Origin of the sequence: Moorena bouillonii PNG, assembly GCF_001942495.1 — a bacterium.
Lineage (GTDB): Bacteria > Cyanobacteriota > Cyanobacteriia > Cyanobacteriales > Coleofasciculaceae > Moorena > Moorena bouillonii.
In genome coordinates this window covers 5,188,113-5,213,513 of sequence record NZ_MKZS01000001.1, presented here as the reverse complement: position 1 = coordinate 5,213,513, position 25,401 = coordinate 5,188,113, and the positions used below count along the sequence as shown (strand labels likewise).

Sequence of the window (25,401 nt, the reverse complement as noted above, 5' to 3'; positions counted from 1 at the left end):
GCTATATGTGTTAATTTTTATTAAAAAAATCACCAGCTGTGGAGACAGCTGGTATGATCCACGTAATTAATTAGAGATACGTCGTCGTTTTCCATGAGGAAAATCCAGGCTGCGCGTTCCCAAACCGACAGCCTAAAAATTTCTTCTTTAAATTAATCGTAACAGAGAATACGTTCTTTTTTGTAATTAAAGTTTACATTTTTTTGGTTGAGACAGATTCCATCAGGTAATCACGACCTTGATCAGGACGCCCCCAGATGATTTGCTCGTGCTTATAAATCGCCATGCCTGGTTTAGCTCCTTTGGGCTTATAGACATATTTGGGTTTCGTGTAAACAACTGGTACCTGTTCACTCTGACACCCCCGGCTGTTGTAAGCGGCTAGATCAGCAGCAAATTGCAAATCTGCTGGATCAGCTACTGTTCCTGGCTCTAATCTCAGTAGTACATGACTCCCAGCAATCTCTTGGGTATGAAACCAGAGGTCATAATCCCCAGCGGTACGAAATGTCAGCTGGTCATTTTGCCGATTGTTGCGACCAATCAATAATTCAAAGCCACTGGGAGTTTGATATCGATAGGGCTGTGAAACATCCGATAGATTACGACTCCTTTGAGCAGAAGCTTCTAAATATCCTTGCCCAATTAGCTCTTCGCGGATTTCCTGTAGGGTTTGTAAGTCGTCTAGAGTGTTATAGGTATTTAGCTGAGTCAATGATGCCTCGACTTGCTCTAAATACTGTATTTCCTCTTGTACTTCTTTTAGTAATGGCTCAACCGCATCCCGAGTTCGTTTCAGTTTTTGGTGTCGCTTGTAGAAAGCTTGGGCATTTTGGACAGCATTTTTCTCAGGATTTAAGGGAATCTTGACTGGCTGGTTGGTTTCAAAGTCAGGTAGGGTGATCGATTTCATCCCTGGTTGCCAATCCTGGAGATATGCCATTAATAAGTCAGCTTTTTCTCGGGATTGATCAGCTTGGTCAGATTGCTGTAAACGTTCCTTAAAGCTAGAGGCTTTTTGCCGTAGTTTTCGTAAGTTATTATTTAGCTTCTGAGTGAGTTGGTTATGCAACCGGGCAAACTCGTGTTGATTGAACTGGTTGGTGTAGTAGGAATTGAGTAAGGTTTGGATATTTTCAGCTGGTTTAACTATCCCCCAATCCATTACTGTATATCCTTGGTTTGTCCAGCCTGGCTGAAAAAGGTTGGCAGGTTTAAGGTTAGCAGGTTGAAGGTTGGCTGGTTGAAGGTTAGCAGGTTGAAGGTTAGCAGGTTGTTCGCGTAGCGTGGCCTTTTGGCCAAGGTTGGCAGGTTTAAGGTTGGCAGGTTTAAGGTTGTCTGTAGACAAGTTGCTGGCGTTTAATAAAGTTTGTAACCATTGTTGCCAGCGTTGAAATAGGTTTTGCCAGTCGGATTCTTCTAGGTTTTCGGTGGATTGCTTTGGGTCTAAACCAGCTGCTTGTACCATTGAGCGAGCGAGGGTGGGACTCAATCCTCGATAACTTTTGAGTAACTGATTTGCTACTGCTCCTGGTATCAAACTGACTCGTTCTTGCCAGCTCTGGTAGGATTCAGTCAAACTGGGGCTAGTGCCAGTGAGGGCTGGTGGGAGTTCGTAGGGTTGACCGGTTTGAATAGTACGGACGCTGGATTGCTGGTTACTGACTTGATGAGCAGTAGTGACAATCAGATTGTCAGCATCAGTGAGGATTAGGTTGCTGTATTTGCCGATAATTTCTACATACAAATGCCAAGTCGGAGGTTCTCCAGGGCGTTTGGCAAATTGCAGGTCTAAGACTCTCTCCCAAGGGGCAATGGTTTCGATGGCAATTAGGGCGAAGCCACCTAACTGGTGCCGGAGTTGGTCACTAAAGGTGAAGGTGTCGGGAACCCTTGGTGGTGGATCTCCTATGCAAATTCGGGCGGCTTGGGGGTGCCAACAAATGGTGAGCCAACCTCGACCATTTAGGGTGCGTAGGGCGATGGCAATGGTGTAGCGATCGCGTTGATAGACTTGTTCGGTACGTCCTGGTACCCAGGTAGCACGCAGCTCAGAACAAGCAGCGGTCAGGGTGGTATAGTCAACAGGTTGCATGTGCGAGATGCCAGATCTGAGCTTCGTAGGATTCGGGTTTGAGAATGGGTTCGCCGTCTAGGGCGTGTTTTCAAAGTTTTCCGCAAGATTATGATCCCCCCCAGCCCCCCTTAAAAAAGGGGGGAGCCATACTCAAANGTTTGAATAGTACGGACGCTGGATTGCTGGTTACTGACTTGATGAGCAGTAGTGACAATCAGATTGTCAGCATCAGTGAGGATTAGGTTGCTGTATTTGCCGATAATTTCTACATACAAATGCCAAGTCGGAGGTTCTCCAGGGCGTTTGGCAAATTGCAGGTCTAAGACTCTCTCCCAAGGGGCAATGGTTTCGATGGCAATTAGGGCGAAGCCACCTAACTGGTGCCGGAGTTGGTCACTAAAGGTGAAGGTGTCGGGAACCCTTGGTGGTGGATCTCCTATGCAAATTCGGGCGGCTTGGGGGTGCCAACAAATGGTGAGCCAACCTCGACCATTTAGGGTGCGTAGGGCGATGGCAATGGTGTAGCGATCGCGTTGATAGACTTGTTCGGTACGTCCTGGTACCCAGGTAGCACGCAGCTCAGAACAAGCAGCGGTCAGGGTGGTATAGTCAACAGGTTGCATGTGCGAGATGCCAGATCTGAGCTTCGTAGGATTCGGGTTTGAGAATGGGTTCGCCGTCTAGGGCGTGTTTTCAAAGTTTTCCGCAAGATTATGATCCCCCCCAGCCCCCCTTAAAAAAGGGGGGAGCCATACTCGCTCGTCCCCCTTTTTTAAGGGGGATAATGGGGGATCTCGGAGGCAAGAAGACACGCCCTAGTCCAGTTCCTATTTTGGGTATTTACAATACTATTCTATAAGCCAGCCTTAGGGCTACGATCTTATAGGTTTTTTCTCTCGGTTGTGAACATACTCTCAAAGGCAAGAGGCAATAGGCATGCTAGCAATAGGCAAGAGGCAATAGGCAATAGGGGAAAGATATCCTCAGTTTTGTTGTTCAATAAAATCAAACATTTCAATTGTATATATACCAAAGGGAACAGGGAACAGGGAACAGGGAACAGGGAGTAGGGAACAGGGAGTAGGGAACAGGGAACAAAAATTATCACAATTCATTTAGGATTATTTGTATAGTCATATAATTACATCAATTAATCGACTTTTTTAAGTCTGTTTCAGCAATTAAGCAATCGCTATTATATTGTTGATATTACTTCTTAAGTAGTAATAGCAAATACAATTTTATATTTACCTGTAAAATGCCTTAACAAGGCACCATGATTATGTACTAATTAAGTAATATATAAATTACAATTTTTCCCAAAAAAAATATCCAAAAATATTATTTTTAGGCTATAATAAAAGTGACCTTAATTGATAAGGTCAAAAACCAGCCCCCTGAACCTCAAAAACCACGGGGCTGGCTATTACCCCTAGTAACATAGGAGATAATTTTATTATGACCTATCGCGACCGTCTTAGTCCGTGGGTAATTGTACGGTTATTACCCAACATGCAACGAGTAGTTGTTGCTCGCTTCCGTAACCGCTCTGATGCAGAGGGTCACCTGCGCCGTCTCCGACAGCTGATGCCTGATGCCGAATTTGTGATTATTTTTGATACTGGGGAGGAATTAGATCAGAAGTAAATAAATAACTGGTTCTTTGTAGACGGTTGACAGTGGTTTGTAACCAGTAAACAGTTAACGGTCAACCGTCAATTCAGAAATAAAAGTGTTATCAAAATTGACAGTAGACCCCTTGTTTATCTGAACAAAAAAAACTATAGTTTGTGTGGAGGTTAAATCTCCAATTGTCTACAGAGTAAAGGAGAAATTCATGGGATGGTTAAAATCATCAGCCGCAAATCCTTAGGCACTCAACCTGTCTATGATATTGGTGTCAAGAGCGACCATAACTTTATTTTGGCAAACGGTATTGTCGCTTCCAATTGCTTCAACAAATCCCACTCCACCGCCTATGGCTATGTAACCTATCAAACTGCCTATCTCAAGGCGAATTACCCAGTTGAATATATGGCAGCGCTGCTGACAGCGAGTAGTAACAGCACGGACAAGATACAGAAATATATTGCTACTTGCTCAACCATGGGTATTGAGATTTTGCCACCGGATATTAATCGTTCTGATTTTGATTTTACCCCAATGTCTAATAGTATATTGTTCGGGTTTTCAGCAATCCGGAATTTGGGACACGGAGCAATTAATTGTATTCTCAAGGCTCGGGAGACTGGTGGTGAGTTTAAGGCTTTGGCAGATTTATGCGATCGCGTGGATTTGCGCACCCTTAACCGCCGTGGTTTGGAAGCTTTGGTTTACTGTGGTGCCTTTGATAGCATTCAGCCCAACCGGCAGCAACTTATCAAAGACCTCGACCCAGTGATTAGTTGGGGGCAAGACCGTGCCAAAGACCGAGAAAGTGGTCAGCTGAACATTTTTGATATGTTTGGCAACACTAATTCTGAGCAAGATCAGAACAATAATGCTTGGGAATCTGCTCCCACCGCTCCAGCAGTTTCTGATTTTTCACGCCAAGAAAAATTAAATTGGGAAAAAGAATTGCTTGGCTTTTATGTATCTGACCATCCTTTAAAATCAGCCCGTCCAGTAGCTCAAGTGCTTTCTCCTGTCAGTTTGGCCGAGTTAGGAGACCAAAAGAAGGGGACAACTTTGAGTGCTATTGTGATGCTCACTGAAGTTAAGCCTCACCTCACCAAAACAAATAATCAACGCATGGCCTTTGTGCAGATAGAAGATCTGACCGGTCAAGCTGAAGGAGTTGTATTCCCGAAAACTTACGAAAAAATTAGTTCATTACTGCAAGCCGATTCCCGTTTAATTATTTGGGCAAAGGTGGATGAGCGAGATGAAAAAATTCAGCTGATTATTGAGGATGCTGAGCTAATTGAAACTTTACGAACAGTAGTAGTAGAACTTACCCCTAAGCAAGTTACGACAAACAACCTTAACCAATTAAAATCGATTCTGCAAAAACATTCCGGTAAAAAACGTCAGGCAAAAGTACCCGTACTGGCAACTATTCCTACACCCCAGCAGTATCAATTTGTCCGTTTTGATTCTAAATACTGGGTGCAAAATGACCAAGTAACGGTTAATGCTCTCAAAGCTAGCGGATTTGATGCCCGTACTGCTCCAGTTATTAGGAGTTGAGTCTGATAGCTTACAAAAATCGAGCCAATAATTCTTGACGAGACAATTTTAGCAATAGGGGGGTAAATTCTTCTGGAGAGAGTGCAATCAATGGCTCAATGATGGCGAGCAGTTGCTGGTCTAGTTCACCAAAACGCGATCGCAATAAGTAAGTGACCATACTACGGCGTTCGTTTTGCATACCTTGCACTAGTCCCTCTTGTTTCCCCTGCACTAGTCCCTCTTGTCTGCCAAGCTGAGTAGCCACTTCAAGTCGTTGTTGATAAATCCCAGATAATTGCATTACTAACTCCCGGTCATCTTCCTCTTCCGACTTCCCTCTTACCTACTCCCTACTCCCTACTCCCTGCTCCCTTCTGTCTCAACCTTAACCAGGATTTTGCTGAGGATTAGAAGAGCCAATAAACTCAGATTGAATCTCCTCCAATTCCCGATCAAGTTTAGTTTTAGTTTTCGGTAAACTGCTAGAACCAGCAACCTTAGAGCCAAGAGTTGGATGTTTTGAGTTAGGGGTCGGATTACCCATAATTTCAGACTTCAATTCTTCTAATTCTTGAGCAATCCTTTTATTCAATCCCCCAACTGCAGGCTTTGATGGTACAGTAGGTTTGATAGGTGTAACTGGTTTTCGTTGTCTTAAAGGTGTAACTGGTTTTTGTTGCCTTAGAGGTGTTGCGGGAGTTGTCTGAAGATGCAACTCTTTACTTACCTCAGCCGCTGATTGATAACGTCGGTTAATAGCCCCCGCTATCATCTTGTCGATGATGCGACCAAGCTGATCACTAATAGGATGACTCAAAACGTTGCGCCAAATCCAGACACCCTCCCTGACATCAAATAAATCACAGGGGTGCCTATTGGTCAACAAATGAATACAAGTGATACCAAGACTATAGATATCACTGGCAAAAACTGCTCTACCAATACTTTGCTCTGGTGATACATAACCAAATGAGCCAATCGCTGTCCCAGTTTTGCCTAGACTAGTGCCAGTAGCAGCTTTCGATGCTCCAAAATCAACTAGAACCAGTTGACCAGGGACCTGGGTTGCTCCCCCGACAACCGAAGACCTTAAACTCCTGCGGCGAATAATGTTTTCTGGCTTGATGTCCCGGTGGATGACATGATGTTGATGAACAAATTGCAGCAATGGCAGCAAATCATCCAGTAGCGCCCGAATTTGTGCTTCATTAAATCCTCCCCCACTGGCCAGTTCTTGGACTAAGTTTTGTCCATCGATAAACTCTTGCACCAAATACTGTTGGCTATCTTGACAAAAATACGCCAGCAATTCCGGAATTTGAGGATGTTTGCCCAACTCATCCAGCCGTACCGCTTCCAGGGTGAATAACTCAGCTGCTTTTTGAACCGTGTTAGTTCCCTGGGCTTGGGGAAAAAACTGCTTGATGACGCAGGGAGGTTTGGAAGGTTTATCTTCATCCACAGCCAAGAAGGTTTTACCAAATCCACCCTGACCTATAGGTTTAATCCCTCGGTATCGCTCTTTGAGCAGCAACTTCGAGCCACAGGCAATGCAAAATTTAGTTCCTTCTCGATTTTTGGGATTGGGGCAAGTGGGATTGAGACAGTAGCTCATTATCGTGGTCAGCAGTCGGGCTTTTATCTATAATTATATATTGCCCTATCTATGAACAGATAAACAATGATGTGATCAGGACTGATGGTCATCATAGGGGATTTTTTGATCTTATCTAGCTGATCTCCCTATCCCCTCATTATCATCTAATTACCTGATTACTTGAAACCCTGATAGCAATCCCTGTAGGAATTGTGAGAATTTTTGATGGCATATTCCCTACTCCCTACTCCCTACTCCCTACTCCCTACTCCCTACTCCCTGTTCCCTTTGCGATATGTTCCATAATTGCTTGTCGGAACCCCAATACTACTAAAGTATTGGACAGGGTTAAAAAAAACTCAGCACTGCCATGTAGCCAATCCACATCAGCTAATGCTTCCTGATAAACTACCTCGGAATAAATCCCAGCTGGAATAGTAATAAAAACAAACACCAAGAGGACGTAAAATCCGATTAGCGCTAAACGGGGTGTTTGTCCAGAACGAGTGATAAACCACAAGAATCCTAGGTAAGGAAATAGGGAAATAGCAAATAATGTTTCTTTAGAAATCATCTGAAGATCAGGAAAAATGCTCGAGTTGTCAAAATGATTCGTAAAACGTAAGCATTCAGCCGTCAGCCGTCAGCCGTCAGCCGTCAGCTTATTTTATTCAAAAGCACCTCAAGTAGCGTGGGTGTAGCGCATAAACTGTTCCCGTAACGTGGCCATTCGCGTAGCGTGGCCATAGGCCAAGGCTAATGGCTGATAGCTGATAGCTGATAGCTGATAGCTGATAGCTGATAGGCTGATAGCTGATAGCTGATAGCTGATAGCTGATAGCTGATAGCTGATAGCTGATAGCTGATAGCTGATAGCTGATAGCTGATAGCTGATAGCTGATAGCTGATAGCTGATAGCTCAATGCTTACCGTAAAACTTATCCCTGGCATTGGTAGCAACCCTACGCTGAACGCCAAATCCACCAAGCTGCTCCACAAAGGGTACAGTTACCTACAACCGTCATCGCTGCTTGGAGTGTTACCATCCACTCCAGGGATTGTTGGTTGTCAAAAAAGTGCCAGGTGATAGCACACATCGCACTGACCAATGCTGGTAACATAGCAAAAGACAATGCCCACCATGCACGATTGCCAGTAATTTCACCATAGGTCCAGATTAACCAAATTGCAGCAATCCACTCGATAACACTGGAAATGTGAATAATCCAAGTTGGAATTGATAGAGCATGCATAAAAAAACTTAGTACTACAGACTAATGGGTAATGGGTAATGGGTAATGGGTAATGGCTTAGGAGTAATCAAAATTAAAATTACTAATTTTAAAGTTACCAAAACCCAAGCTTGATAATAGTGAGGCTTCTAGACATCCCATTATCGACCGTTGACTTGTTTGAGTATACCAAGATTATACCAGCTACTTTACCTAAACTTTAAACTATGATTAGTACTAATGCTAATAACCAATCCGAACATGCCTAATCCTATCCTGGCTAAATTAAATATAGCGTTTCTTATAGCTATATAACGATTTTGCCTTTGTCTCTATCTCCTCAGGGGACCTGTTGGAACTAGCCGATACAACTAGTGACTTTGTCGCCTCCACGACTTCTTTTAATTCACAGACTGGCTACAAAACATTTACTTACGAGTTTACAACAGCTGGCACGTTTACCTTGAGTATAGGAGTGGTGGATATGGCCGATTCTACGGTTGATTGATACCGGATAGCGATAATAGCCAATGGGCATAAATTAGCAATGGTCAAGTTAATACCAACTTTGGTGGCGATGGCAACTCCCTTTGGTTTGATGGCGGTTCTGCAGAAGATAACTCCCGTTATGCTATTACCCAAGCCCTAGATGTTTACCGTGGCGGTACTATTTCCTTTGATCTGATCATTGGTAATATCATTGGTAATAGTAATAATGGAGGGGAGAATGCCGATTCTGGGGAAGATATCGCTCTTGAATATTCCATTGATAGCGGTATCTCTTGGGTAAGACTGGGTTTGTATGACACAGAAGACTACATCAGTTGGAAAACTATTACTGAGAGCATTGACACCGATGCTATAACTAGTGCTACTCAGTTCCGCTGGCTACAGCTTAACCATAGTGGTTCTGGATTCGATAACTGGGCTATTGATAATGTGCATATTGATTTGGTTTAGATTATGAATCACTATAATCATCTGTTTTATTTAATTAATCTAAACTCAAGCCGAAAAAAGAAAAAGAGGGAAAAAGCCTAGGTTAACTTTACATACCTAATTGATATGCCTAGGTTTACCATTTCCCCTGTAAATGGATAAATTCATCTGATGATTGCCGTATCTTCTTTATATCAATCCTTAGTTCAATTAAGAGCTGCTATCTCTAGTTTAGATAATAGCTCTTTCTCAACGTATTCTAGGTGATGTAAATCCTCAGCTACAATTAATAGAGTGACATCCCCTTGAGTTCGTAAGGTGTCAAATTCATAAGGAAAGACAAAATTCTGAGTACTATTACCCTGGTAGATTAAGGAACCAATCTTTTCCCTTAGGGTGCTAAAACTACAGGGTTCGATTTTAATTCTCAAAACCTTCCAGCATCCATCGTAGTCACTAGAACCAAACAAATTGTCAAGAATGAAAAATGCAAAGGACGATCCGTTCAGTCGGGCGTTGTTTTCGATGGGAAATATTCCTTGATCTGTGACAATATAATCGATGCCTAAGATGCCAAGATAGCCATCATCTCGCATGTGCTGGGCTATTTTGAAGGAGTAATCGCGAATTAACCCTTCTATCCTTTTTGAATAGGGTTTTCCTTTCACGTTACCGATATGTTGTAACCCATTAAACAGCTGGCATGTTATGCCCAGATGAGCAATTTCTCCATTGCTCCCAATCATCCACTGGTCATTGGGGGATGTAATGACTTTGAGGAATGGCTCAATTAAAAAACAACTCTCTCCCGATGCCAGCATTTTTGGCATCTCAGTGTCGAGGTTACTCCTGTTAACTTTATAAAGTGATGAGCCTACAGACCCTTGTGCGCCCCGGATCAGTAACGTCTCATAATCCTTAAGCCAACCTAAGATTTCCTGTCGCAGTTCTGTCTCAAAATCCTCAGAGTCTGATGATTTACTCAGGATAGTTCCTGGTACTGTGGGAATACCAAGAGACTGACACAGGGACTTGAAGGTGGACTTGTCAAAATACTTTAAGGTAATAGACTGATCACAGCCAAAAAAAACGGCATCAATGGTTGACGCCGCCTCTTTATCTACATCTGCAGAATAATAGGGAACAAACACCAAAGGTTTTCCGATAGATGCAAGAAATGCTCTAACTTCATCCGCTTTTTGCATTATCAGCTCTGAGAGCAGTGCTGGTTCATTTTCACGGTTGAAGGCAAAGACTTTCTGGGGTCCTAAGCCAAGATTTTTCAGCCAGTCGTAGTACTCTGCATCCAGATTGCCAGGAATGATCACGACATCTTCTGAACCAGCTACAGCTAAGGCTCGTGACGCCCAAGGTTCAAGTGTATTCTTGCCCTGAAAGTGGGGTTGGCTTCGGATATCGAAGGCAAATACCCTGACTTGATCTGAATTTGAGGAAATCAAGTCCAGAATAGAGCTTGATTTTGCGATCGCATTTGAGTTTACGCTTGAGTTCAATGCATCCTCTTGATGGGTGTGATTACCAATTAGCCTTTTGCTGCCAGAAGCACCATCCATATGCTTACTCCATACAGACCTAACATACGACTTATTACAAATTACAAGCGAAATTAGAAATGAACCTATCTCCGTCTAGGAGTAGGACAAACTTTGTCCGCTGCTACCCTCTAACTTAACTGTGAGCAGTTAACCATAATAACTGCTCCAGAGTCAAGACCCTATCCCATAAGTTTTACTGATGGGATATGCTAAATACACCCTGTTTTTATGAGGGGTCATGGACACAAAATTAGCGGCAATTGCCAAGTGCGCTTAAGCGCTCCTACAGGCTATGCGATCGTCATACTATAGGTTTTAGTCCTATACAAATGAAATTTCGATTGATTTTTTTAACATTTTCTCATAAAAATTAGGTGTTAAGTGTTAGGTATTAAGTGTTAGGTATTAAGTGTTAAGTCTTAGGTGTTTGGTGTTAGGTGTTTGGTGTTAGGTGTTTGGTGTTTGGTGTTAGAACGGGAACATATACAAGCAAGAACCTGATGGGTCACTTCCCATTTGCTGTAGAACTGTTGCGGAGTCATAGCCATTGGACACTGACTGTAGCCTTGGATCAGTTAGCGCCCTGCCTTAGTTAGGGAGTGAGGGGACGCGGGGCAGGTATAGGTTTTACCATAGTTATGGTGTCTTTAGTGATAGGTAGCGGGAAGCCAGGGTCCCCCTGCTCAAAGTTCTGGCTTCCAACTTTTTGGTTAATTTGGGTTTGACCACTTTTTTGATAACCCAAAACACTGAAAAAACACAATTAACGCCTAAAAGTTCGGAAATTATTTTTATAATCGGAGATGTATTCAAATCAACATAAATCAATAAGGACTTAAGCAGTTGCGCTACATATAGTGATGACGTAACCATTGCTCCCCTACAATTAGGGTTGAGGAACAGAAGCAAGGGTAAGTCCTGTCAATAAAAACTAATCACAAATGACTAATGACTATTAGTTACAAATTCCTGGCAAGAGCCGCAATATAAAGGAGTTTTATCAATGAGGCGATGGCGACCCATACTGTTGCTTGTGGCTTTTGTCCTAACTATAGTTCTCTCTAACTGCGTTAGCCCTTCTAATTGGATTGGGACAAATACCCCTCCCAGTCCTACTCCTACTGTTTCTGAGAGTCCTACTCCCAGCCCTACTCCCAGCCCTAGTCCCAGCCCTAGTCCTACTCCCAGCCCTAGTCCTACTCCCAGCCCTACTCCAACTCCAACTCCAACTCCAACTCCAACTCCTTCCCCAACTAAACCTTCTAAGGATTCCAAGGGAAGGACAATCGTTTACGGAGCAGTGGGACAACCAGAAAACCTAGAACCGGGTAATATCAGCGACCGGGAATCCCTAGTTGTCCAGAAACAAATTTACAATCGCCTAGTGGAATACAAGCTGGGAACGATAGAACTGGAACCGGGATTAGCTACTGATTGGGAAGCGTCTCGCAATAGCAGAGTTTGGACATTTAAACTGCGCCAAGGGGTCAAGTTTCATGACGGGACTGATTTCGATGCTGAAGCAGTTAAGTTCAATGTCGAGCGTTGGTGGGACCCGGAAAACAAATATGGCTATCGCGATAAAGACAGAAAGTATCAAATTTGGGCTGATTTATTTGGTGGCTTCAAGGGAAACTCGAAATCCCTATTACAACAGATAGTCATCAAAGATAAGTATACAATTCAATTTGTCCTGAAACAGCCCTTAAGCATTTTTCCAGCGATGATTGGGTCAGGCTACTTTGGTATCGCTAGCCCAACCGCCATCAAGAAAGCAGGTTCTAAGTATGGTCGTGAGTCATCTCTAGCGGTAGGGACAGGTCCCTTTAAATTCAAAGAGTGGCGTAATGGCAAGGAAATTATCCTAGAAAAGAGCCCAAACTACTGGAAACCAAACCTACCTAAAGCAGAAAAGGTAATCGTGCGGTTCATCCCGGATATTGCGAAGCGGCTGACCATGTTGAAATCTGGAGAGATTGACTTCACTTCAGACCTAGTTCCTAAGCAATTAGAAAATTTAGTTGGTGAGGCTAAGCTCAAATCTATTTTCCGTCCCTCCTTCAATGTCGGATATCTATCCCTCAATACCAACTACAAACCCCTTTCTAAACAAAAGGTACGGATTGCGATCGCATTAGGAATTAATCACCAAAAGATTGTCGAAAAAAATTGGCAGGGTTTAGGAGAGAGTGATGCTCACTTCACCCCACCCCTCCTCGATTGGTCTGAGTCACCCAATTTTGGTAGCTATAAATATGATCCACAGCTAGCCAAGCAACTGCTGAGGGAAGCTGGCTACCCCAAAGGCTTTGACCTCGAACTGTGGTATATGAAAATTTTCCGCCCCTACTATCCTGATCCAAAAGCGATCGCCCAAGCAATAGCTGATGACTTAGGTAAGATTGGCATCAAGGTTACTTTAAAAACCAAACCCTGGAAAGATTATCTCAAAGACCGACAAAAGTCTCCTGGTTTCCAAGGGTTTATATTGGGTTGGACTGGGGAATATGGCGACCCAGATAACTTCTACTATTCCCACTTCGGACCTAATGCTACCGCTGACCTTGGACGTTGGAAGAATAACCAAATCCTACGGCTATTGGAAACCGGTCGTAAGACCCAAGACAAGGATGCTAGAGCAAGAATCTATCGCCAAGTCGATAAAATTTTATTTGAAGAAGCGGTGCGCATTCCCATTGTCCACTCCCAACCGCTTTTAGGTAAGCGCGCTAATATTCAAGGCTGGAAGCCCAGTCCACTGGGTTCAGAATCCTTTGAAACTGTGGATAAGATTTAGATAGAACACTATAATTACAAATGTGTAACTTCAAAGGTAACAACTCTTGGGACAAAAACTCTTGGGACAAGTAATACTGCTCTAGGCTTTTTATTTGAGATGTAAACAGAGGAGTGAGGCCAAAAGCGAACAGCGAACAGGGCAAATGTCAGAGTAGTAAAGAGTTACGAGTAGTTTTTGTCGTTATGAGAAATAGGCATAGTTTTTCATGACCTATTTCTCAAGGCTATATATCCAAAAGGGAACTAGTTCGATGACAAAAAAAAGGAATACATCTAGAGACGGATTTAGGAACCGGTTAGAAAACTTGGCTTTAAACAACTTCAAGGGGATTTGGGAGTTTATTCAAAGCAACGACTCTCTAAGACGTCAAGCCAACAAAACAATGATTAACAATGTCGTCTACAAAATTCCCACTCGTCCCCATAAGTTAAGCGCGATCGCACCCTATACTTCTTGGGACTCATTAACAGACCGAACCTGGAGCGGACGACATTTACCCCCCGATCCAGAGTTCAACAAACCAGGGAACCTTCCCCCTCTCGAAGACCTTGCTGTTTTGTTTCGCAAACAAGAGGGGAAAACCATCTATTCCGAGAAGTCTACCCTGCTGTTTCCCTATTGGGTGCAGTGGTTTACGGATGGCTTTTTGCGCACTGATCACTACAATAAATTAAAGAATACCTCTAACCACGCCATCGATTTATGTCCCGTCTATGGGTTGAACAGAAAATCTACAGACATGCTGAGATCCCATCAGGGCGGGAAACTGAAAAGCCAGATTATCAATGGTGAAGAATATCCTCTCTTCTATTACGACGATCCAGAAAAGGGAGTGGTCAAGCCAGAGTTTGACGGGTTGTATGAGCCGCTCAATGATGAGAAGCGACTCGACCCAGCCAAGAAAGCAAAACTATTTGCTATGGGTGTAGAACGAGCCAATGTCCAAATTGGCTATGTAATGCTTAATGTTCTGTGTCTGAGGGAACACAATCGCCTGTGTGATTTACTGGCTAAGCATTATCCCGATTGGGATGACGAGCGACTCTTCCAAACGGCCAGAAACATCGTGATGGTCGTAATCATGAAAATTGTGGTGGAAGAGTATGTTAATCACATTACCTCCTATTACTTCAATTTCATTGTCGATCCCCCAGCGTTTACCAATCAGAAGTGGTATCGCCAGAATTGGATGACAGTGGAATTTAATTTGGTATATCGTTGGCACAGTGCCCTTCCCGAGACTCTGACCTATGACAGCAAGCAAATTCCCATGGTGGATAGCCTCTGGAACAATGAGATGCTGATCAATAAAGGCTTGGGACCATTGTTTGAGGAGACCTGTTCCCAACCAGGCACCAAAATTGGTTTGTTTAACACCTCAGAATTCCTAATACCTGTTGAATTGGCAAGTCTCGACTTAGGTCGTCAAGCTCAACTGGCTAGCTACAATGATTACCGGGAAATGTGTCAGTTTCCCCGGGTGACGGATTTCGATCAGATCACAGCTGATGAAGATACTCAAAGGGAACTAAAACGGTTATACGGTGATGTTAACAATATTGAATTCTATGTGGGACTCTATGCCGAGGATGTGCCACCAAATGCGACAGTACCTCCCTTGGTTAACCGACTGATAGCAATTGATGCGTTTTCCCAAGCATTGACCAATCCCTTGTTGGCAGAAAATATCTTCAACGAAGAAACTTTTTCTCCGGTCGGTTGGGAAGTAATACAAAACACCAATACTCTCTCAGATGTGGTAAACCGCAATACTCAACAGCAGGATAAAAGCTATAAAGTAACATTTGACAATCCGTAAGCAAGGCATCGGGTATTGTCAAGGAAAAATTCAACAATAAATTCAAGCTCTCTGATTTAAAAATCACCGGTTAAGTAAAATTTGAGTCTCAATCACCAGCTATCTGCTCACAGAATTTGACAGTACCCGATCAAACCCACTGGTATCCTCAAGGAGTTTTGAGCACAACCAATTCCTCAAAATTTTTCTATAAAAAATAACCATGAAGCTATTTACAGAATATCCCGAAAAGGACGAACGAAACTATTACGACCTTGTAGCCGAGCAAGTCAGGATTCAGATGGATAAGCTTTACAAGGATGAAGAACGGGCTTTGCGAGACACCCATGCCAAAACCCACGCCTCGGTGGAGGGAAACCTAGAAATTTTTGATTTTGATCAACAGAGTATTAAGACCGAACTAGGGAAACGAACTCGGCTTACTCAAGAGCAACTCAATGGGATTTCCCTCAAGCAAGGACTTTTTGCGAAACCGAAACAATATCCTGTTCAGCTACGATTTGCCAATGGGCGAACAAATGTTGAAAACGACTATGTCGCAGACACACGCTCAATGTCTGTGAAAGTGATTGGTGTGGAAGGAGAAAGCCTAGAACAAAGCTACGAACCAAACACTCAAGATATTATTGTTCAAAATGCCAAGATCTTTTTTATCAAAACCATCAAAGATTATTATGAATTCTTTGGCTCCATAGTTGACTCAGAGCAAGCTTCCCAGAAGTGGCTCAGGAGTCATCCCAGGCAATTGCTAGCCCTAGCTAAAGTAACAGCTCGAACCCCAAAGAGTTTATTAACGGAACGGTATTGGAGTGGTTCTGCTTATGCCCTTGGACTCAAACCAGATTTTGATCAGTCTCAACCGGGCTTAGTTCCTGTTGACTATCCCGCCGTGATCAAATACGCCTTTACCCCTGTTTCATGCCAGCCTCCCCATCAAAGCATGGGATATCAGTCCCGACCAGGTATTCCCAAACTTCCCTTCATCAATCGCGCCAAAGCTCTGGGATTGGATGAAAGCAAACCGGACAATTACTATCGAGACGAGCTGATCGAACAACTATCGAAAACCGATGCCCTGTATTGCTGGGACTTTGGTATCCAATTCCAAACCAACCCGAAAATGTCCATCGATGATGTCACAATTCGTTGGAGTGAGAAGAAATCACCATTTTTTACGGTTGGTCGCCTTACAGTCAAGCATCAGATCATCGATTTTGACAAACAATACGACTCTGCTGAAAACCTGCGATTTTCCCCATGGAATGGCTTAGTAGTTCATCGTCCTGTGGGAGCTCTCAACCGGCTCCGTAATGTAGTTTATCCGATTGTGGCTAAGTATCGTTATCAAAAACGAGGACTCAACTACTAGTCTTTCAAGTTAAGCATACATGTTGCATTTTACTTGTTACTTGTTACTTGCCAATTTTAAATTTTCAAGTAACAAGTAGTAGACTTCGCGGCAGTTGTCAGCAGACAGGAGACAGGAGACAGAAAACAGTAACAAGAATTGACGAAAACAGTATCAAAAAAATACTTTTGCAAGAGGTCTAGTGTAACCCTAAACCTCAATTCTCCATACCGCTATCTATCCAGCGCTCAAACAGATCGATTAGCTCGTCCGACCAGCAAGCATCATAAGGCAGAGAACCTTCGTTAAGTCGTTCTCGAAGCTTTTCCCCATTGGCTCGAACATTTTCTACATCATTGAGATCGATACCGTCTAACCGTTGCAGTGTTTCGAGATCAAAATCTCGAAAGAGTGGTCTAATATCCGATCTGTACCCCACCCGCTCAGATTTTCGGAACTGTTCCCAAGATGGCAGGGGCTCAAGGTTGGGTTCTCGTTCGTGGTGAACACCAATCTGTCCTGGTGGCTCGTTATCTGGTGCTTGAGCATCAATCCACTCGCGGACAAACTCTTGTCTGGAACTATCTACTAACGGTCGATAGCGGGGCATTTTGCCAGTTTTACTAGAACTCTCTAATCGACTTACTAGTTCCGATCCTTCTGCGGTCAGGTTGCAGTCGTCTTCATTGCGACGGAGAAAAGGCCGATTAAACATATGCAATTGCACAAATTGCTCGCGATTGATTCCCGCCCAGAAATTGCTGTGGGCATCGATAGAAAACCCCCGCACTGCTTCTTCCAGAATGCGAGCCACCTTTTGGAAAGATTCTGTCCGAGCATGGGTGGGGATAGACTGACCCGCAGCCAACGCCTCTAAAATGCTCAACCGTCCCCGATCAGACCTCTGCAAATCCTCCAAAAAGGGGTCTTTCTGGTCGGGACTCCCATCATCCTGAAGCGCTTTCTCCACTAGGGTTAATGAAGCCTTGACCACATCTAAATGGACTCGCCAACGATCCCGTTCTAAATCTGGCAGATCGAGGGTATAGGGCAACTGGAAAGGAGGGCCGGCCGTCACCCCATTGTATAATTTTAGAGGCAGCCGCACCATTTTCTGGGCAATTTTCTTCAGATGGCGCATTTCATCGAAGGCCCACAATAGCAACAGGCCGCGCGGAGTGCGATCGCCTTTATCGGGCCCTGAAGATACATAGCGACGACCCGTTATTCTCAAGAAATGGATTAAAAAAGCCAGCAGTAACCGATAGCGTAAGTTGAACAGGTGTCCCCAGTTACGGGCGCGAGGGTTGGCAATATAGCCCCGTTCCTCAAAGGCAGCACGGATATACTCCTCAAGCTTGCTTTTCCCCAATATGGTACGCGGCGGCTTGGTGCTAGGGTTAGTTGCTACTGGCCAGACAAATTCGACCCGCTCATTCTTCAACTTTTCAAAATCTTTGTAAAGTTGAAAGAATCGCTCAAAATGGGAGTCAACCGTAGAGCCATAGCCTTCCCCTTGTTCGGCAATGATTTCGAGAGCTTTGACCGCCTCTTTGCGTAAGGTGGTGGGATGAGAGCCTTCAAAGGTATCCACATAAACTCGTCGAGACTCAGACTTATCATTGCTGCCAAGACCCTCATCATAGCCCCAATCATCCCAGGTGCCTTGGAGGTCGATTCGGTCTGTATGAAAGTCTTGGTCTTTGAGTCCCTCTTCTGCATTGCCAAATAGTTCTATCAGACGCTCGTAAATCGCTCCCACATGCTGAATTGGACGACCGTCATTGGCACGCCGAGCAATTTTGGCAATATATAGGAGCCTTTGCCATGTTTTATCGTCAATATCCCCCTGTTCGGCAGGCCGTTCGGCGGTAATATACTTGGCTAATGACTGCTTTGATAGGGGTTCGAGTTTAAAACGGAATGGATAGAGCTTGCTTTCAAAGGGCGAGTCTTCCCGCTCAAAATTTAGGGGAGCGCCAATCAGGTGCAGCAAGTTCTGTACCGTCATCAGATGCCCCATTTCTTCCCGTGCTAGTTGAGCCAATCGCTGGTAGAGCGATCGTACTCGTCCCCTTGTCTCATGATTTGTTTGATCGTCGCGCACGGAATAGGCAGCATAAAGGTACTGAACCATTAAAGCGTGTTCCACTTCGGCTGCGACCGTTAGCAATAAGGCCGCTTCATCTCGCGGGTTCCGTTCGATCTCAAAACTCAGGGGCAATTTTGCTAGTTCGAGGGTTGCGATCGCAGCCTCAGATGGAGGTTGACAAACCAGAACCTCTAGAGGTATCTCATAGGTTTTTGTCATCACATTAGTCCTCTCTCAGTACATGGGGAGTCATAGCAGTTAAGGCGAGTCGATCTCCAGTGCGTTCTGGGAAAATCAGCCGACTTTCTGATTCGTTGTCACAGGTGACGCGCGCCATGAACTGTCCAGGGGCTAACTTTTGCCCGCTGTCATCTCGTAAATCCCAGGAGATCGGGCGAGGGCCCTCTGCGGGATTCCGTTCCTCTAGCAACGTCCGTACTTTTCCCGCAAAGCGATCATAGAGAACCACAGATAAGTTTGTTGCGCCCTCGGGTACGGTGAGGGGAATCAGAACCTGATCTGCAGTGATGTGAAGTTCCGTTGCCCCGAGCAAGCGGTTACCGGCTACTTCCCTCTCTGTTGGCTCGTGTAATTCTTGATTAGTGTATTTATAAACAGTGTTACCGGAGGCGTAAGCGACAGTGACAGACCCGTCGCTAACAAAGCGAAATCGGTTGATATATTGACCTATATTGGGACTAGGGGGACAAGAATAGCCCGGATCGGGTTTTGGCCAATCGGGGGTCAGGTCGCTCCAGGTGAAACCGCCATCTGTTGTCTCGCTAGTACGACCGCTCTCAAAAACTTGATCTCCCCAACCGCCAACCCAACCAAGCTGACGATTCAAAAAACCAATGCCTTCCAGGTTCTCATTAATCATCTGACCGTTGCTGTTGCGAATTTCCTGTCGTCGCCAGGAGTTACCCCCGTCTTCAGTGATTAAAATCGCCCCTGCCTTCAGATTCTCACAGGCAACTACCCCAAATTCCGGATCGTCATCTAAAAATTGGATTTTCCAGCCCCATTCCCCTAATGGAACATTGATATCTCCGAGCATATCTTGCCAGGTGTTGCCACCGTCTGTTGTTTTCAGGACTGTAGGCACAACATCAGAACGACGGGGGTTAGGCCGCACCGAACGACCCCCGACAACCCAACCTGTCTGGTCATCTTTGAAGTAGATATCCACCAAAAGGGTAGCCACATCTTCCATATCCCTAACAAACCAGCTTTGACCCCCATCATTTGTTTTGAAGAAGCGTGCCGGTCGTTCGGGGTAGTTGGTTCCTGATGCGAATACGTTCTCTTGGTCAAGTACCCAAAGTCCGCAAACGGCTGAGGGGGCATCGGCTGGCAAGTTCTCTACTAAAACCCAGTTTTTACCGCCATCACTGGTGTGGTAGAGTTGTTTCCTTGGGGTTACGCAACCAACCCAACCGATTTGTTCGTCGAGCATATGAATGCAGCGAAATTGACACTCCCCGGCCTGAAGGCGCGGGGATTCCTAGATCAACGAGCCGCCTTAAACCGTCGAGTTCCCATCTATGACGCCGCCAAAAATGGGACAATACTTAACCGAGAATCCGTCAAGACCAAATTCCTAGTTAATTCACGACAGACCCAGAGGGCAGTTCTCGCGATAGCGTTTAACTACTTATTGGAAGTGCCTTATTAAGTCCGTTTCCCTTCCTTTCGTTTGGTTTCGGTGTGCCCCACCGTACCGTTTTCTCGTCCATAGTGATTCTTCTGGGTTCACACACCAACTGTTAATTGATGATTGGGTTTTTAAAGAGGACTTTCCCTTCCCTCTAGACATTACTACTTTAAGGTCGATAAGTTACGGGTCTCTCTCCCGGCTCAGCCTACGGTTTTTCAGCCTGTATCTATCTTGATTATACGATAAATATTCGTGTGTGTCCATAAAAGTTGCTCTTTTTTTTTTATAGGTTCCTAATAGAAAGCCGTCCTATAAGGACGGGGTTTTAAACCCAAATCTTTTGGGAAACCCCCTGTAACTGTTCTTGGATCTTCCAGTGACCTCCGCCATCTTCGGTTTTTAGGATTTGTCCATTCCCGTTAACAGCCCAACCAACATTAGGATTGATGAAAAAAATATCGTCATAACGACCGGCCAATGGTGCTGGTGTAGCCACCCACCGATAGCCATTGTCTCTCAAGTTCATGTTAACCCCCTATCTGTCCAAACATTGCCGTTTTTAAAACGCTTTTCGCAATCTTTGATGACCTTTTTGTCTGTCATAAAAGACAACTGTATTGGGTTGATTTATTCTCTAATCTTTTTAAGATTACATCTTCAGCTCAACACCAATGACAAGAGATTATTTAAATGTAATATTTATTTAGACAAAGAAACAATTATTCTTAATCATTTTCACTCATCATTCCCGTAATAAAGACTAGGGACTTCCAAAAAATTAATGATCCAGAAAGTCATTAGCAAGCGATCGCTACCCATGAGGCATATGAGTAAATGAGCAAAAAGACTCGTTTTTGTCTATAGACTGTTTTGCTGGTTGACTGACAAAAGTTCACATAGGGCGATCGGTACAGGAATCGGTCTAGCGGCGCGCTACCCTAGGAAAACGTAAGCATTCAGCATTCAGCACCTCAAGTATCAGACGAATTAAAGTAGGGTGGGCAAAGTAATATAATCATTAATACTCAAAACAATCAAACTGTTTTTGCCCACCCTACAAGCTGATAGCTACGAAAACGTAAGCATTCAGCATTCAGCATTCAGCACCTCAAGTATCAGCACCTCAAGTATCAGCACCTCAAGTATCAGCTATCAGCTTAAGCGCTACGCGCACGCTACGCGAACAGACCAATTAAAGTAGGGTGGGCAAAGTAATATAATCATTAATACTCAAAACAATCAAACTGTTTTTGCCCACCCTACAAGCGATCAGACGAATTAAAGTAGGGTGGGCAAAGTAATATAATCATTAATACTCAAAACAATCAAACTGTTTTTGCCCACCCTACAAGCTGATAGCTGACTGCTGATTGCTGACCGCTGACCGCTGCTTACACGAAAACTCATCTGACTTTGAACAAAAATCAAAGGAGCATTTGCGTAAGCAACGATAATTTCGAGTACTCTCAAATCCACCAAGGATAACATCGCAAATAATTGAGCAATGTTTCGGGCTTGTTGACAATAAACCGGTCGATTCTAGATTTTTTAGACTATTGTTTCCCTTTTTGCTGTAACTTATGATACAAATTTAGATGCGTTTACCCTGGTTACATGTTACTTGTTACTTGAAAATTTAAAATTGGCAAGTAACAAGTAACGAACACCGAATAATTATAAGTATTCAACCGGATTCGATATTAGTTGTTTTCTGGCAAGCCTCTGAGCCGGGAAACGATACTCCCGGTACCAATAACTAAAAGTCCCAATATCACTGAAGGTTCGGGAACACTGATAGGAACAGACCTGATACTCAGTTCATTAATCGCGAAACGTACATCAACGCCCTCTTCTTTGGCATTCAGCACCAAGGTTTTGATGTCACCACTGCTATCAAACACGCCAGTAAAGATCACGCCGCTGCCAGCAACCATCTGGCTGACACCTGGACGTTCAAAACTTCCTAGACTATTTCCGAAACTATCAAAGGCTTCAATTGTTGCTATGTAGTCAACAATTTCTATAGGAGCGGATTGAATTTGTGTCCCAACACCAAAGACTGGAGTATCAAAGGTAATAGTCAGTGGACCAGGATTAGCAAGGCCTGTAAACAGAAGCGCATCGCCTACGTCAAATGCACCAGGGAAAACAGGAGTTTGATCAATACGGAGAAACTCTCCAGCAGGGATGCTGACATTTAAATCAATACCGACCGCTGAAGTAGCTGAAAATGAGTTAGGTAGGGTGGGAAAAGGTGGTGCTACAACAACCTCAGCTACTTCAGACCAATCTAGGAAATCATTAGGGTTTAAAGCTTCTCTGGTATCTACAAATGTTGCGGCTTGGGCAGTACTTGTCAGTAATACAGTTCCTATGGCAGTTGCTAATAAGGTTTTCATTGCTGTTGACTACAAATTATTTTCGTAGTTCATCATAATTTTCGTAGTTCATAATACAGTTGATTTAGATCTACTAATCTATAGCAGAATTAATTTTGTTAGAATCTTTATCTACTTAAGGAATATGAAAAAAAATCTTGCTAAAATCTTTATATATCAGCACCTGAGTGGGTGAAAGTGCGCCTGTAATCATTATCTGGTCTGGATTTATTCAAGTCAGTTACCAAACTTATAAATAAACCCGATTTTTCGACCACTTGGATGAAAGAATCAGGTATTGAGTTTTCAGTAATTGAAAATATGCTCATGACTGTCTATATCTAGTTTGGGATCATAAGTTTGGGATCATAGTGACCTTAAACTTAGAGCTGGCAATTACTTTGGGTCCCTTGTCGCCCCCCCAGCTCCTTCGTAATCAGTTAGCTATTTGCAGTCAGCTAAAACCCTAGCAGCTTCCACAAGACTAGATCACAGCAATGCATTCAATTTCGACTAAAACATCCTTAGGTAGTCGGGAAACCTCAACACAGGCACGAGCTGGAGCGTCTTCCTCGTTAAAGTATTTGGCATAGATCTGATTTACTGTCGCAAAATCATTCATATCTGCCAGAAATACCGTGGTTTTGACTATGTCCGGGATTTTAGCTCCAGCAGCGACTAAGATAGCTTCAACATTAGCCATTACCTGTTCTGTCTGCTTGGCGACATCATTAGCACCAACAATCTCACCGGTGCTAGGGTCAAGGGGAATTTGACCAGCTACAAAAATCATTTGACCGCTGACTGCGATCGCTTGATTGTATGGTCCTACAGGTGCTGGGGCATTGGGGGTACGGATAATGTTTCGTGTCATAGTCTTCAGTCGTTCCAGGATGGACAAGTTAACACATTCCAAGATAACAGTTTGAGGATTCCCATCTCAGCCTTATCCCTGACCGATAAGTCTTGATCTTGGTAGTGAGGAGGTCAAGAATAGGGGGATGATGGGTAATAGTGGTATTAGTAGGATGAGGGGTCAGAAAGTGCTATGTCATCAATGCACCTCATTATCAGTAGTGCGTAGGGTGCGCACAGAAGACGGGCGAGCCCTCATTTTCTACCTTTTCGCCACTGTTGAGAGCGCCAGTCTGGAAATAAAACGGGCAAGATGCCCGTTCCACCCACGGAGTCAAACTGGTTATAAATCAAAGGCTGAAATCCAGTAATTATATTAAGAAACCCGATTTATGCTTAATTACTGTAACCATTAACTATTAACAATAGTAACAATTTACCATTAATTATTATATACTGAATCTAGATTTTGGAGAGGATATTTGCTACTAGTTAAACACCACAAAAACTAAGAATTTCCAAAAAAGGCGTATGTGAATGAATAATAAAATCCTGAAAACTATAGATCAACTAGGTATTCGATTTGTGCGTATCCTTTGGTGCGACAATGCTAACATAATCCGTGGTAAAGCAGTCCACCGGAAAACCTTACCAGACTACCTCAAACACGGTGTGGGCATTTCAGCAGCCCAGCAAGCTCTACCGGTGATGTATGATGTCCCAGTCCCAGGCAGTGGCTTGGGACCTATCGGTGAAATCCGCTTAGTACCGGATTGGGAAACCTTAACCTCCTTACCCTATGCTCCTGGTCATGCCCGTGTGTTTGGGGATATGGTCAACAATGGTAGCCCATGGCCCTGTTGTCCCCGAAACTTCCTCAAAAGGATGGTAGCAGAAGCGGAAAGTGAGGGCTTACAAGTGGTTGCTGCATTTGAAAATGAGTTTTACCTGCTGCAGCCAACTCCTGAGGGGATTCTACCGGTAGACAATACCGTATTTGCCTCGACGCTGGCAATGGATCAACATCAGCAGGTGATTGACCACATTGCTGAAGCCTTGGTGGAGCAAGGGATGCCTGTAGAGCAGTATTACCCAGAATCTGGTCCTGGTCAACAGGAAATTTCTATACTATACACCCAAGCCCTACCAGCGGCAGATCAACAAATAGCCTTCCGGGAGACAGTAAAAGCGATCGCATTTCAACATCACCTGGTTGCCTCATTTCTGCCCAAAATCCTAGCTGACCAAGCTGGTAATGGTTGTCACCTCCACCTCAGCCTATGGCGGGATGGGAAAAACCTGTTACTCAATCCAGAAGGGGATGGGGGACTTTCCCAAGTCGCCTGTCAGTTTATTGCTGGAATTTTACAGCATTTACCTGCTTTAATGGCACTAACCACACCCAGTACTAATTCTTATCGACGGATTCGCCCTCATTGTTGGAGTGGCGCGTTCCGTTGTTGGGGAATCGATAACCGAGAGGCTGCGGTTAGGGTACCGAGTAACCCAGACGGTGGAAGTCCAAGCAATTTTGAACTTAAAACTGTTGATGCTTCTTCTAATCCTTATCTAGCCTTGGGAGCAGTAATTGCGGCTGGCTTGGATGGAATTCGTAACAGTTTGGAATTGGGAGAAGCCGTGGTGGTAGATCCAGGACATTTGACAGAATTAGAACGTAGTGAGAGGGGTATTGAGTTATTGCCAACTACTTTAGGGGAAGCGATTGGTAACTTAAGTGCTGATCAATTACTGTTGGATGCCTTAGGAGTAGAATTGGCTCAAGCCTATCTAGCGGTAAGGAAAGCCGAGTGGGAGGCAATGAAAGATTTTGAGTTGGAGGAGGAAGTCGAGGTTTTATTAGAGCGATATTGATAGTATTG

21 protein-coding genes and 1 pseudogene are annotated in these 25,401 nt (G+C 44.0%); 8 read left to right on the top strand and 14 right to left on the bottom strand.

Annotated features, from left to right (window positions below; all coding sequences use genetic code 11):
• Window positions 1–193: 193 nt before the first annotated feature.
• The 3 genes and pseudogenes from BJP37_RS21150 to BJP37_RS37060 form a co-directional block, all read right to left on the bottom strand.
• Window positions 194–2,095, bottom strand: coding sequence for an NFACT RNA binding domain-containing protein (locus BJP37_RS21150; RefSeq protein ID WP_075901730.1), 1,902 nt, complete (start codon window positions 2,093–2,095; stop codon window positions 194–196).
• 140 nt (window positions 2,096–2,235) lie between these two features.
• A pseudogene (locus BJP37_RS21145) lies at window positions 2,236–2,700 on the bottom strand (NFACT family protein); the annotation flags it as partial.
• A gap of 257 nt (window positions 2,701–2,957) precedes the next feature.
• Window positions 2,958–3,185 (bottom strand): hypothetical protein, encoded by a 228-nt coding sequence (locus tag BJP37_RS37060; RefSeq protein WP_143727721.1) that lies wholly within the window; start codon window positions 3,183–3,185, stop codon window positions 2,958–2,960.
• 350 nt (window positions 3,186–3,535) lie between these two features.
• Here BJP37_RS37060 and BJP37_RS21140 point away from each other — a divergent pair, with 350 nt between their 5' ends.
• Together BJP37_RS21140 and BJP37_RS21135 are read left to right on the top strand one after the other, a co-directional pair.
• Window positions 3,536–3,724 (top strand): hypothetical protein, encoded by a 189-nt coding sequence (locus BJP37_RS21140; protein ID WP_075901728.1) that lies wholly within the window; start codon window positions 3,536–3,538, stop codon window positions 3,722–3,724.
• Window positions 3,725–3,919: 195 nt separating this feature from the next.
• Window positions 3,920–5,266 carry a helix-hairpin-helix domain-containing protein gene (locus BJP37_RS21135; RefSeq protein WP_075901726.1) on the top strand — a complete coding sequence of 449 codons (1,347 nt, stop codon included), beginning with the start codon at window positions 3,920–3,922 and terminating at the stop codon, window positions 5,264–5,266.
• 10 nt (window positions 5,267–5,276) lie between these two features.
• Here BJP37_RS21135 and BJP37_RS21130 read toward each other — a convergent pair whose 3' ends face one another.
• The 5 genes from BJP37_RS21130 to BJP37_RS21110 all read right to left on the bottom strand — a co-directional run bounded on the left by BJP37_RS21130 (window position 5,277) and on the right by BJP37_RS21110 (window position 8,098).
• Window positions 5,277–5,549, bottom strand: coding sequence for an RpnC/YadD family protein (locus BJP37_RS21130; protein WP_229415399.1), 273 nt, complete (start codon window positions 5,547–5,549; stop codon window positions 5,277–5,279).
• 84 nt (window positions 5,550–5,633) lie between these two features.
• A complete protein-coding gene (locus tag BJP37_RS21125) occupies window positions 5,634–6,863 on the bottom strand; it encodes a serine/threonine-protein kinase (protein WP_075901724.1) in 1,230 nt (409 codons plus the stop codon).
• A 247-nt stretch (window positions 6,864–7,110) separates the two neighbouring features.
• A complete protein-coding gene (locus BJP37_RS21120; RefSeq protein WP_075901722.1) occupies window positions 7,111–7,419 on the bottom strand; it encodes a DUF3593 domain-containing protein in 309 nt (102 codons plus the stop codon).
• Between the two features lie 97 nt (window positions 7,420–7,516).
• Window positions 7,517–7,768, bottom strand: coding sequence for a hypothetical protein (locus BJP37_RS21115; protein WP_158069699.1), 252 nt, complete (start codon window positions 7,766–7,768; stop codon window positions 7,517–7,519).
• Window positions 7,769–7,807: 39 nt separating this feature from the next.
• Window positions 7,808–8,098, bottom strand: coding sequence for a DUF2499 domain-containing protein (locus BJP37_RS21110; protein ID WP_008184715.1), 291 nt, complete (start codon window positions 8,096–8,098; stop codon window positions 7,808–7,810).
• Window positions 8,099–8,617: 519 nt separating this feature from the next.
• Here BJP37_RS21110 and BJP37_RS44350 point away from each other — a divergent pair.
• The gene (locus tag BJP37_RS44350; protein ID WP_330359505.1) at window positions 8,618–9,037 is read left to right on the top strand and encodes a hypothetical protein; all 420 of its coding nucleotides are present in this window, start codon (window positions 8,618–8,620) and stop codon (window positions 9,035–9,037) included.
• A 185-nt stretch (window positions 9,038–9,222) separates the two neighbouring features.
• Here BJP37_RS44350 and BJP37_RS21105 read toward each other — a convergent pair whose 3' ends face one another.
• Window positions 9,223–10,590, bottom strand: a complete 1,368-nt coding sequence (locus tag BJP37_RS21105) for a hypothetical protein (RefSeq protein WP_075901718.1) — start codon at window positions 10,588–10,590, stop codon at window positions 9,223–9,225.
• A gap of 985 nt (window positions 10,591–11,575) precedes the next feature.
• Here BJP37_RS21105 and BJP37_RS21095 point away from each other — a divergent pair.
• The 3 genes from BJP37_RS21095 to BJP37_RS21085 all read left to right on the top strand — a co-directional run bounded on the left by BJP37_RS21095 (window position 11,576) and on the right by BJP37_RS21085 (window position 16,560).
• Window positions 11,576–13,369 (top strand): ABC transporter substrate-binding protein, encoded by a 1,794-nt coding sequence (locus BJP37_RS21095; protein ID WP_229415398.1) that lies wholly within the window; start codon window positions 11,576–11,578, stop codon window positions 13,367–13,369.
• A gap of 253 nt (window positions 13,370–13,622) precedes the next feature.
• Entirely contained in the window at window positions 13,623–15,191 is a 1,569-nt protein-coding gene (locus BJP37_RS21090; protein WP_075901714.1) for a peroxidase family protein, read from the top strand.
• Window positions 15,192–15,393: 202 nt separating this feature from the next.
• Window positions 15,394–16,560, top strand: coding sequence for a catalase family protein (locus tag BJP37_RS21085; protein WP_075901712.1), 1,167 nt, complete (start codon window positions 15,394–15,396; stop codon window positions 16,558–16,560).
• A 196-nt stretch (window positions 16,561–16,756) separates the two neighbouring features.
• Here BJP37_RS21085 and BJP37_RS21080 read toward each other — a convergent pair whose 3' ends face one another.
• Both BJP37_RS21080 and BJP37_RS21075 read right to left on the bottom strand, forming a co-directional pair.
• Complete coding sequence (locus tag BJP37_RS21080; protein WP_075901710.1) at window positions 16,757–18,850, bottom strand: ferritin-like domain-containing protein; 2,094 nt, start codon at window positions 18,848–18,850, stop codon at window positions 16,757–16,759.
• Window positions 18,851–18,854: 4 nt separating this feature from the next.
• Window positions 18,855–20,087 carry a FlgD immunoglobulin-like domain containing protein gene (locus BJP37_RS21075; RefSeq protein ID WP_075901708.1) on the bottom strand — a complete coding sequence of 411 codons (1,233 nt, stop codon included), beginning with the start codon at window positions 20,085–20,087 and terminating at the stop codon, window positions 18,855–18,857.
• Here BJP37_RS21075 and BJP37_RS21070 point away from each other — a divergent pair, their 5' ends adjacent.
• A complete protein-coding gene (locus BJP37_RS21070) occupies window positions 20,088–20,306 on the top strand; it encodes a hypothetical protein (protein WP_075901706.1) in 219 nt (72 codons plus the stop codon).
• Window positions 20,307–20,613: 307 nt separating this feature from the next.
• Here the strand turns inward: BJP37_RS21070 and BJP37_RS21065 are convergent, their stop codons facing one another.
• The 3 genes from BJP37_RS21065 to BJP37_RS21050 form a co-directional block, all read right to left on the bottom strand.
• The gene (locus BJP37_RS21065) at window positions 20,614–20,814 is read right to left on the bottom strand and encodes a beta propeller repeat protein (protein ID WP_075901704.1); all 201 of its coding nucleotides are present in this window, start codon (window positions 20,812–20,814) and stop codon (window positions 20,614–20,616) included.
• Between the two features lie 1,174 nt (window positions 20,815–21,988).
• Window positions 21,989–22,687 (bottom strand): PEP-CTERM sorting domain-containing protein, encoded by a 699-nt coding sequence (locus BJP37_RS21055; protein WP_075901700.1) that lies wholly within the window; start codon window positions 22,685–22,687, stop codon window positions 21,989–21,991.
• A 463-nt stretch (window positions 22,688–23,150) separates the two neighbouring features.
• Window positions 23,151–23,540, bottom strand: coding sequence for a RidA family protein (locus BJP37_RS21050; RefSeq protein ID WP_075901698.1), 390 nt, complete (start codon window positions 23,538–23,540; stop codon window positions 23,151–23,153).
• A 518-nt stretch (window positions 23,541–24,058) separates the two neighbouring features.
• On the opposite strand from BJP37_RS21050, the gene BJP37_RS21045 reads away from it, so the two are divergent.
• Window positions 24,059–25,393 carry a glutamine synthetase family protein gene (locus BJP37_RS21045; protein WP_075901696.1) on the top strand — a complete coding sequence of 445 codons (1,335 nt, stop codon included), beginning with the start codon at window positions 24,059–24,061 and terminating at the stop codon, window positions 25,391–25,393.
• Window positions 25,394–25,401: the final 8 nt, after the last annotated feature.

Coding starts and splice junctions, on each gene's coding strand:
- BJP37_RS21080 (WP_075901710.1), bottom strand. CDS start 18,850: ATGACAAAAACCTATGAGATACCTCTAGAGGTTCTGGTTTGTCAACCT.
- BJP37_RS21090 (WP_075901714.1), top strand. CDS start 13,623: ATGACAAAAAAAAGGAATACATCTAGAGACGGATTTAGGAACCGGTTA.
- BJP37_RS21130 (WP_229415399.1), bottom strand. CDS start 5,549: ATGCAATTATCTGGGATTTATCAACAACGACTTGAAGTGGCTACTCAG.
- BJP37_RS21110 (WP_008184715.1), bottom strand. CDS start 8,098: ATGCATGCTCTATCAATTCCAACTTGGATTATTCACATTTCCAGTGTT.
- BJP37_RS21085 (WP_075901712.1), top strand. CDS start 15,394: ATGAAGCTATTTACAGAATATCCCGAAAAGGACGAACGAAACTATTAC.
- BJP37_RS21050 (WP_075901698.1), bottom strand. CDS start 23,540: ATGACACGAAACATTATCCGTACCCCCAATGCCCCAGCACCTGTAGGA.
- BJP37_RS21070 (WP_075901706.1), top strand. CDS start 20,088: ATGAATGCAGCGAAATTGACACTCCCCGGCCTGAAGGCGCGGGGATTC.
- BJP37_RS21105 (WP_075901718.1), bottom strand. CDS start 10,590: ATGGATGGTGCTTCTGGCAGCAAAAGGCTAATTGGTAATCACACCCAT.
- BJP37_RS21135 (WP_075901726.1), top strand. CDS start 3,920: ATGGTTAAAATCATCAGCCGCAAATCCTTAGGCACTCAACCTGTCTAT.
- BJP37_RS21140 (WP_075901728.1), top strand. CDS start 3,536: ATGACCTATCGCGACCGTCTTAGTCCGTGGGTAATTGTACGGTTATTA.
- BJP37_RS21125 (WP_075901724.1), bottom strand. CDS start 6,863: ATGAGCTACTGTCTCAATCCCACTTGCCCCAATCCCAAAAATCGAGAA.
- BJP37_RS21120 (WP_075901722.1), bottom strand. CDS start 7,419: ATGATTTCTAAAGAAACATTATTTGCTATTTCCCTATTTCCTTACCTA.
- BJP37_RS21065 (WP_075901704.1), bottom strand. CDS start 20,814: ATGAACTTGAGAGACAATGGCTATCGGTGGGTGGCTACACCAGCACCA.
- BJP37_RS21075 (WP_075901708.1), bottom strand. CDS start 20,087: ATGCTCGACGAACAAATCGGTTGGGTTGGTTGCGTAACCCCAAGGAAA.
- BJP37_RS21095 (WP_229415398.1), top strand. CDS start 11,576: ATGAGGCGATGGCGACCCATACTGTTGCTTGTGGCTTTTGTCCTAACT.
- BJP37_RS21055 (WP_075901700.1), bottom strand. CDS start 22,687: ATGAAAACCTTATTAGCAACTGCCATAGGAACTGTATTACTGACAAGT.
- BJP37_RS21045 (WP_075901696.1), top strand. CDS start 24,059: ATGAATAATAAAATCCTGAAAACTATAGATCAACTAGGTATTCGATTT.
- BJP37_RS21150 (WP_075901730.1), bottom strand. CDS start 2,095: ATGCAACCTGTTGACTATACCACCCTGACCGCTGCTTGTTCTGAGCTG.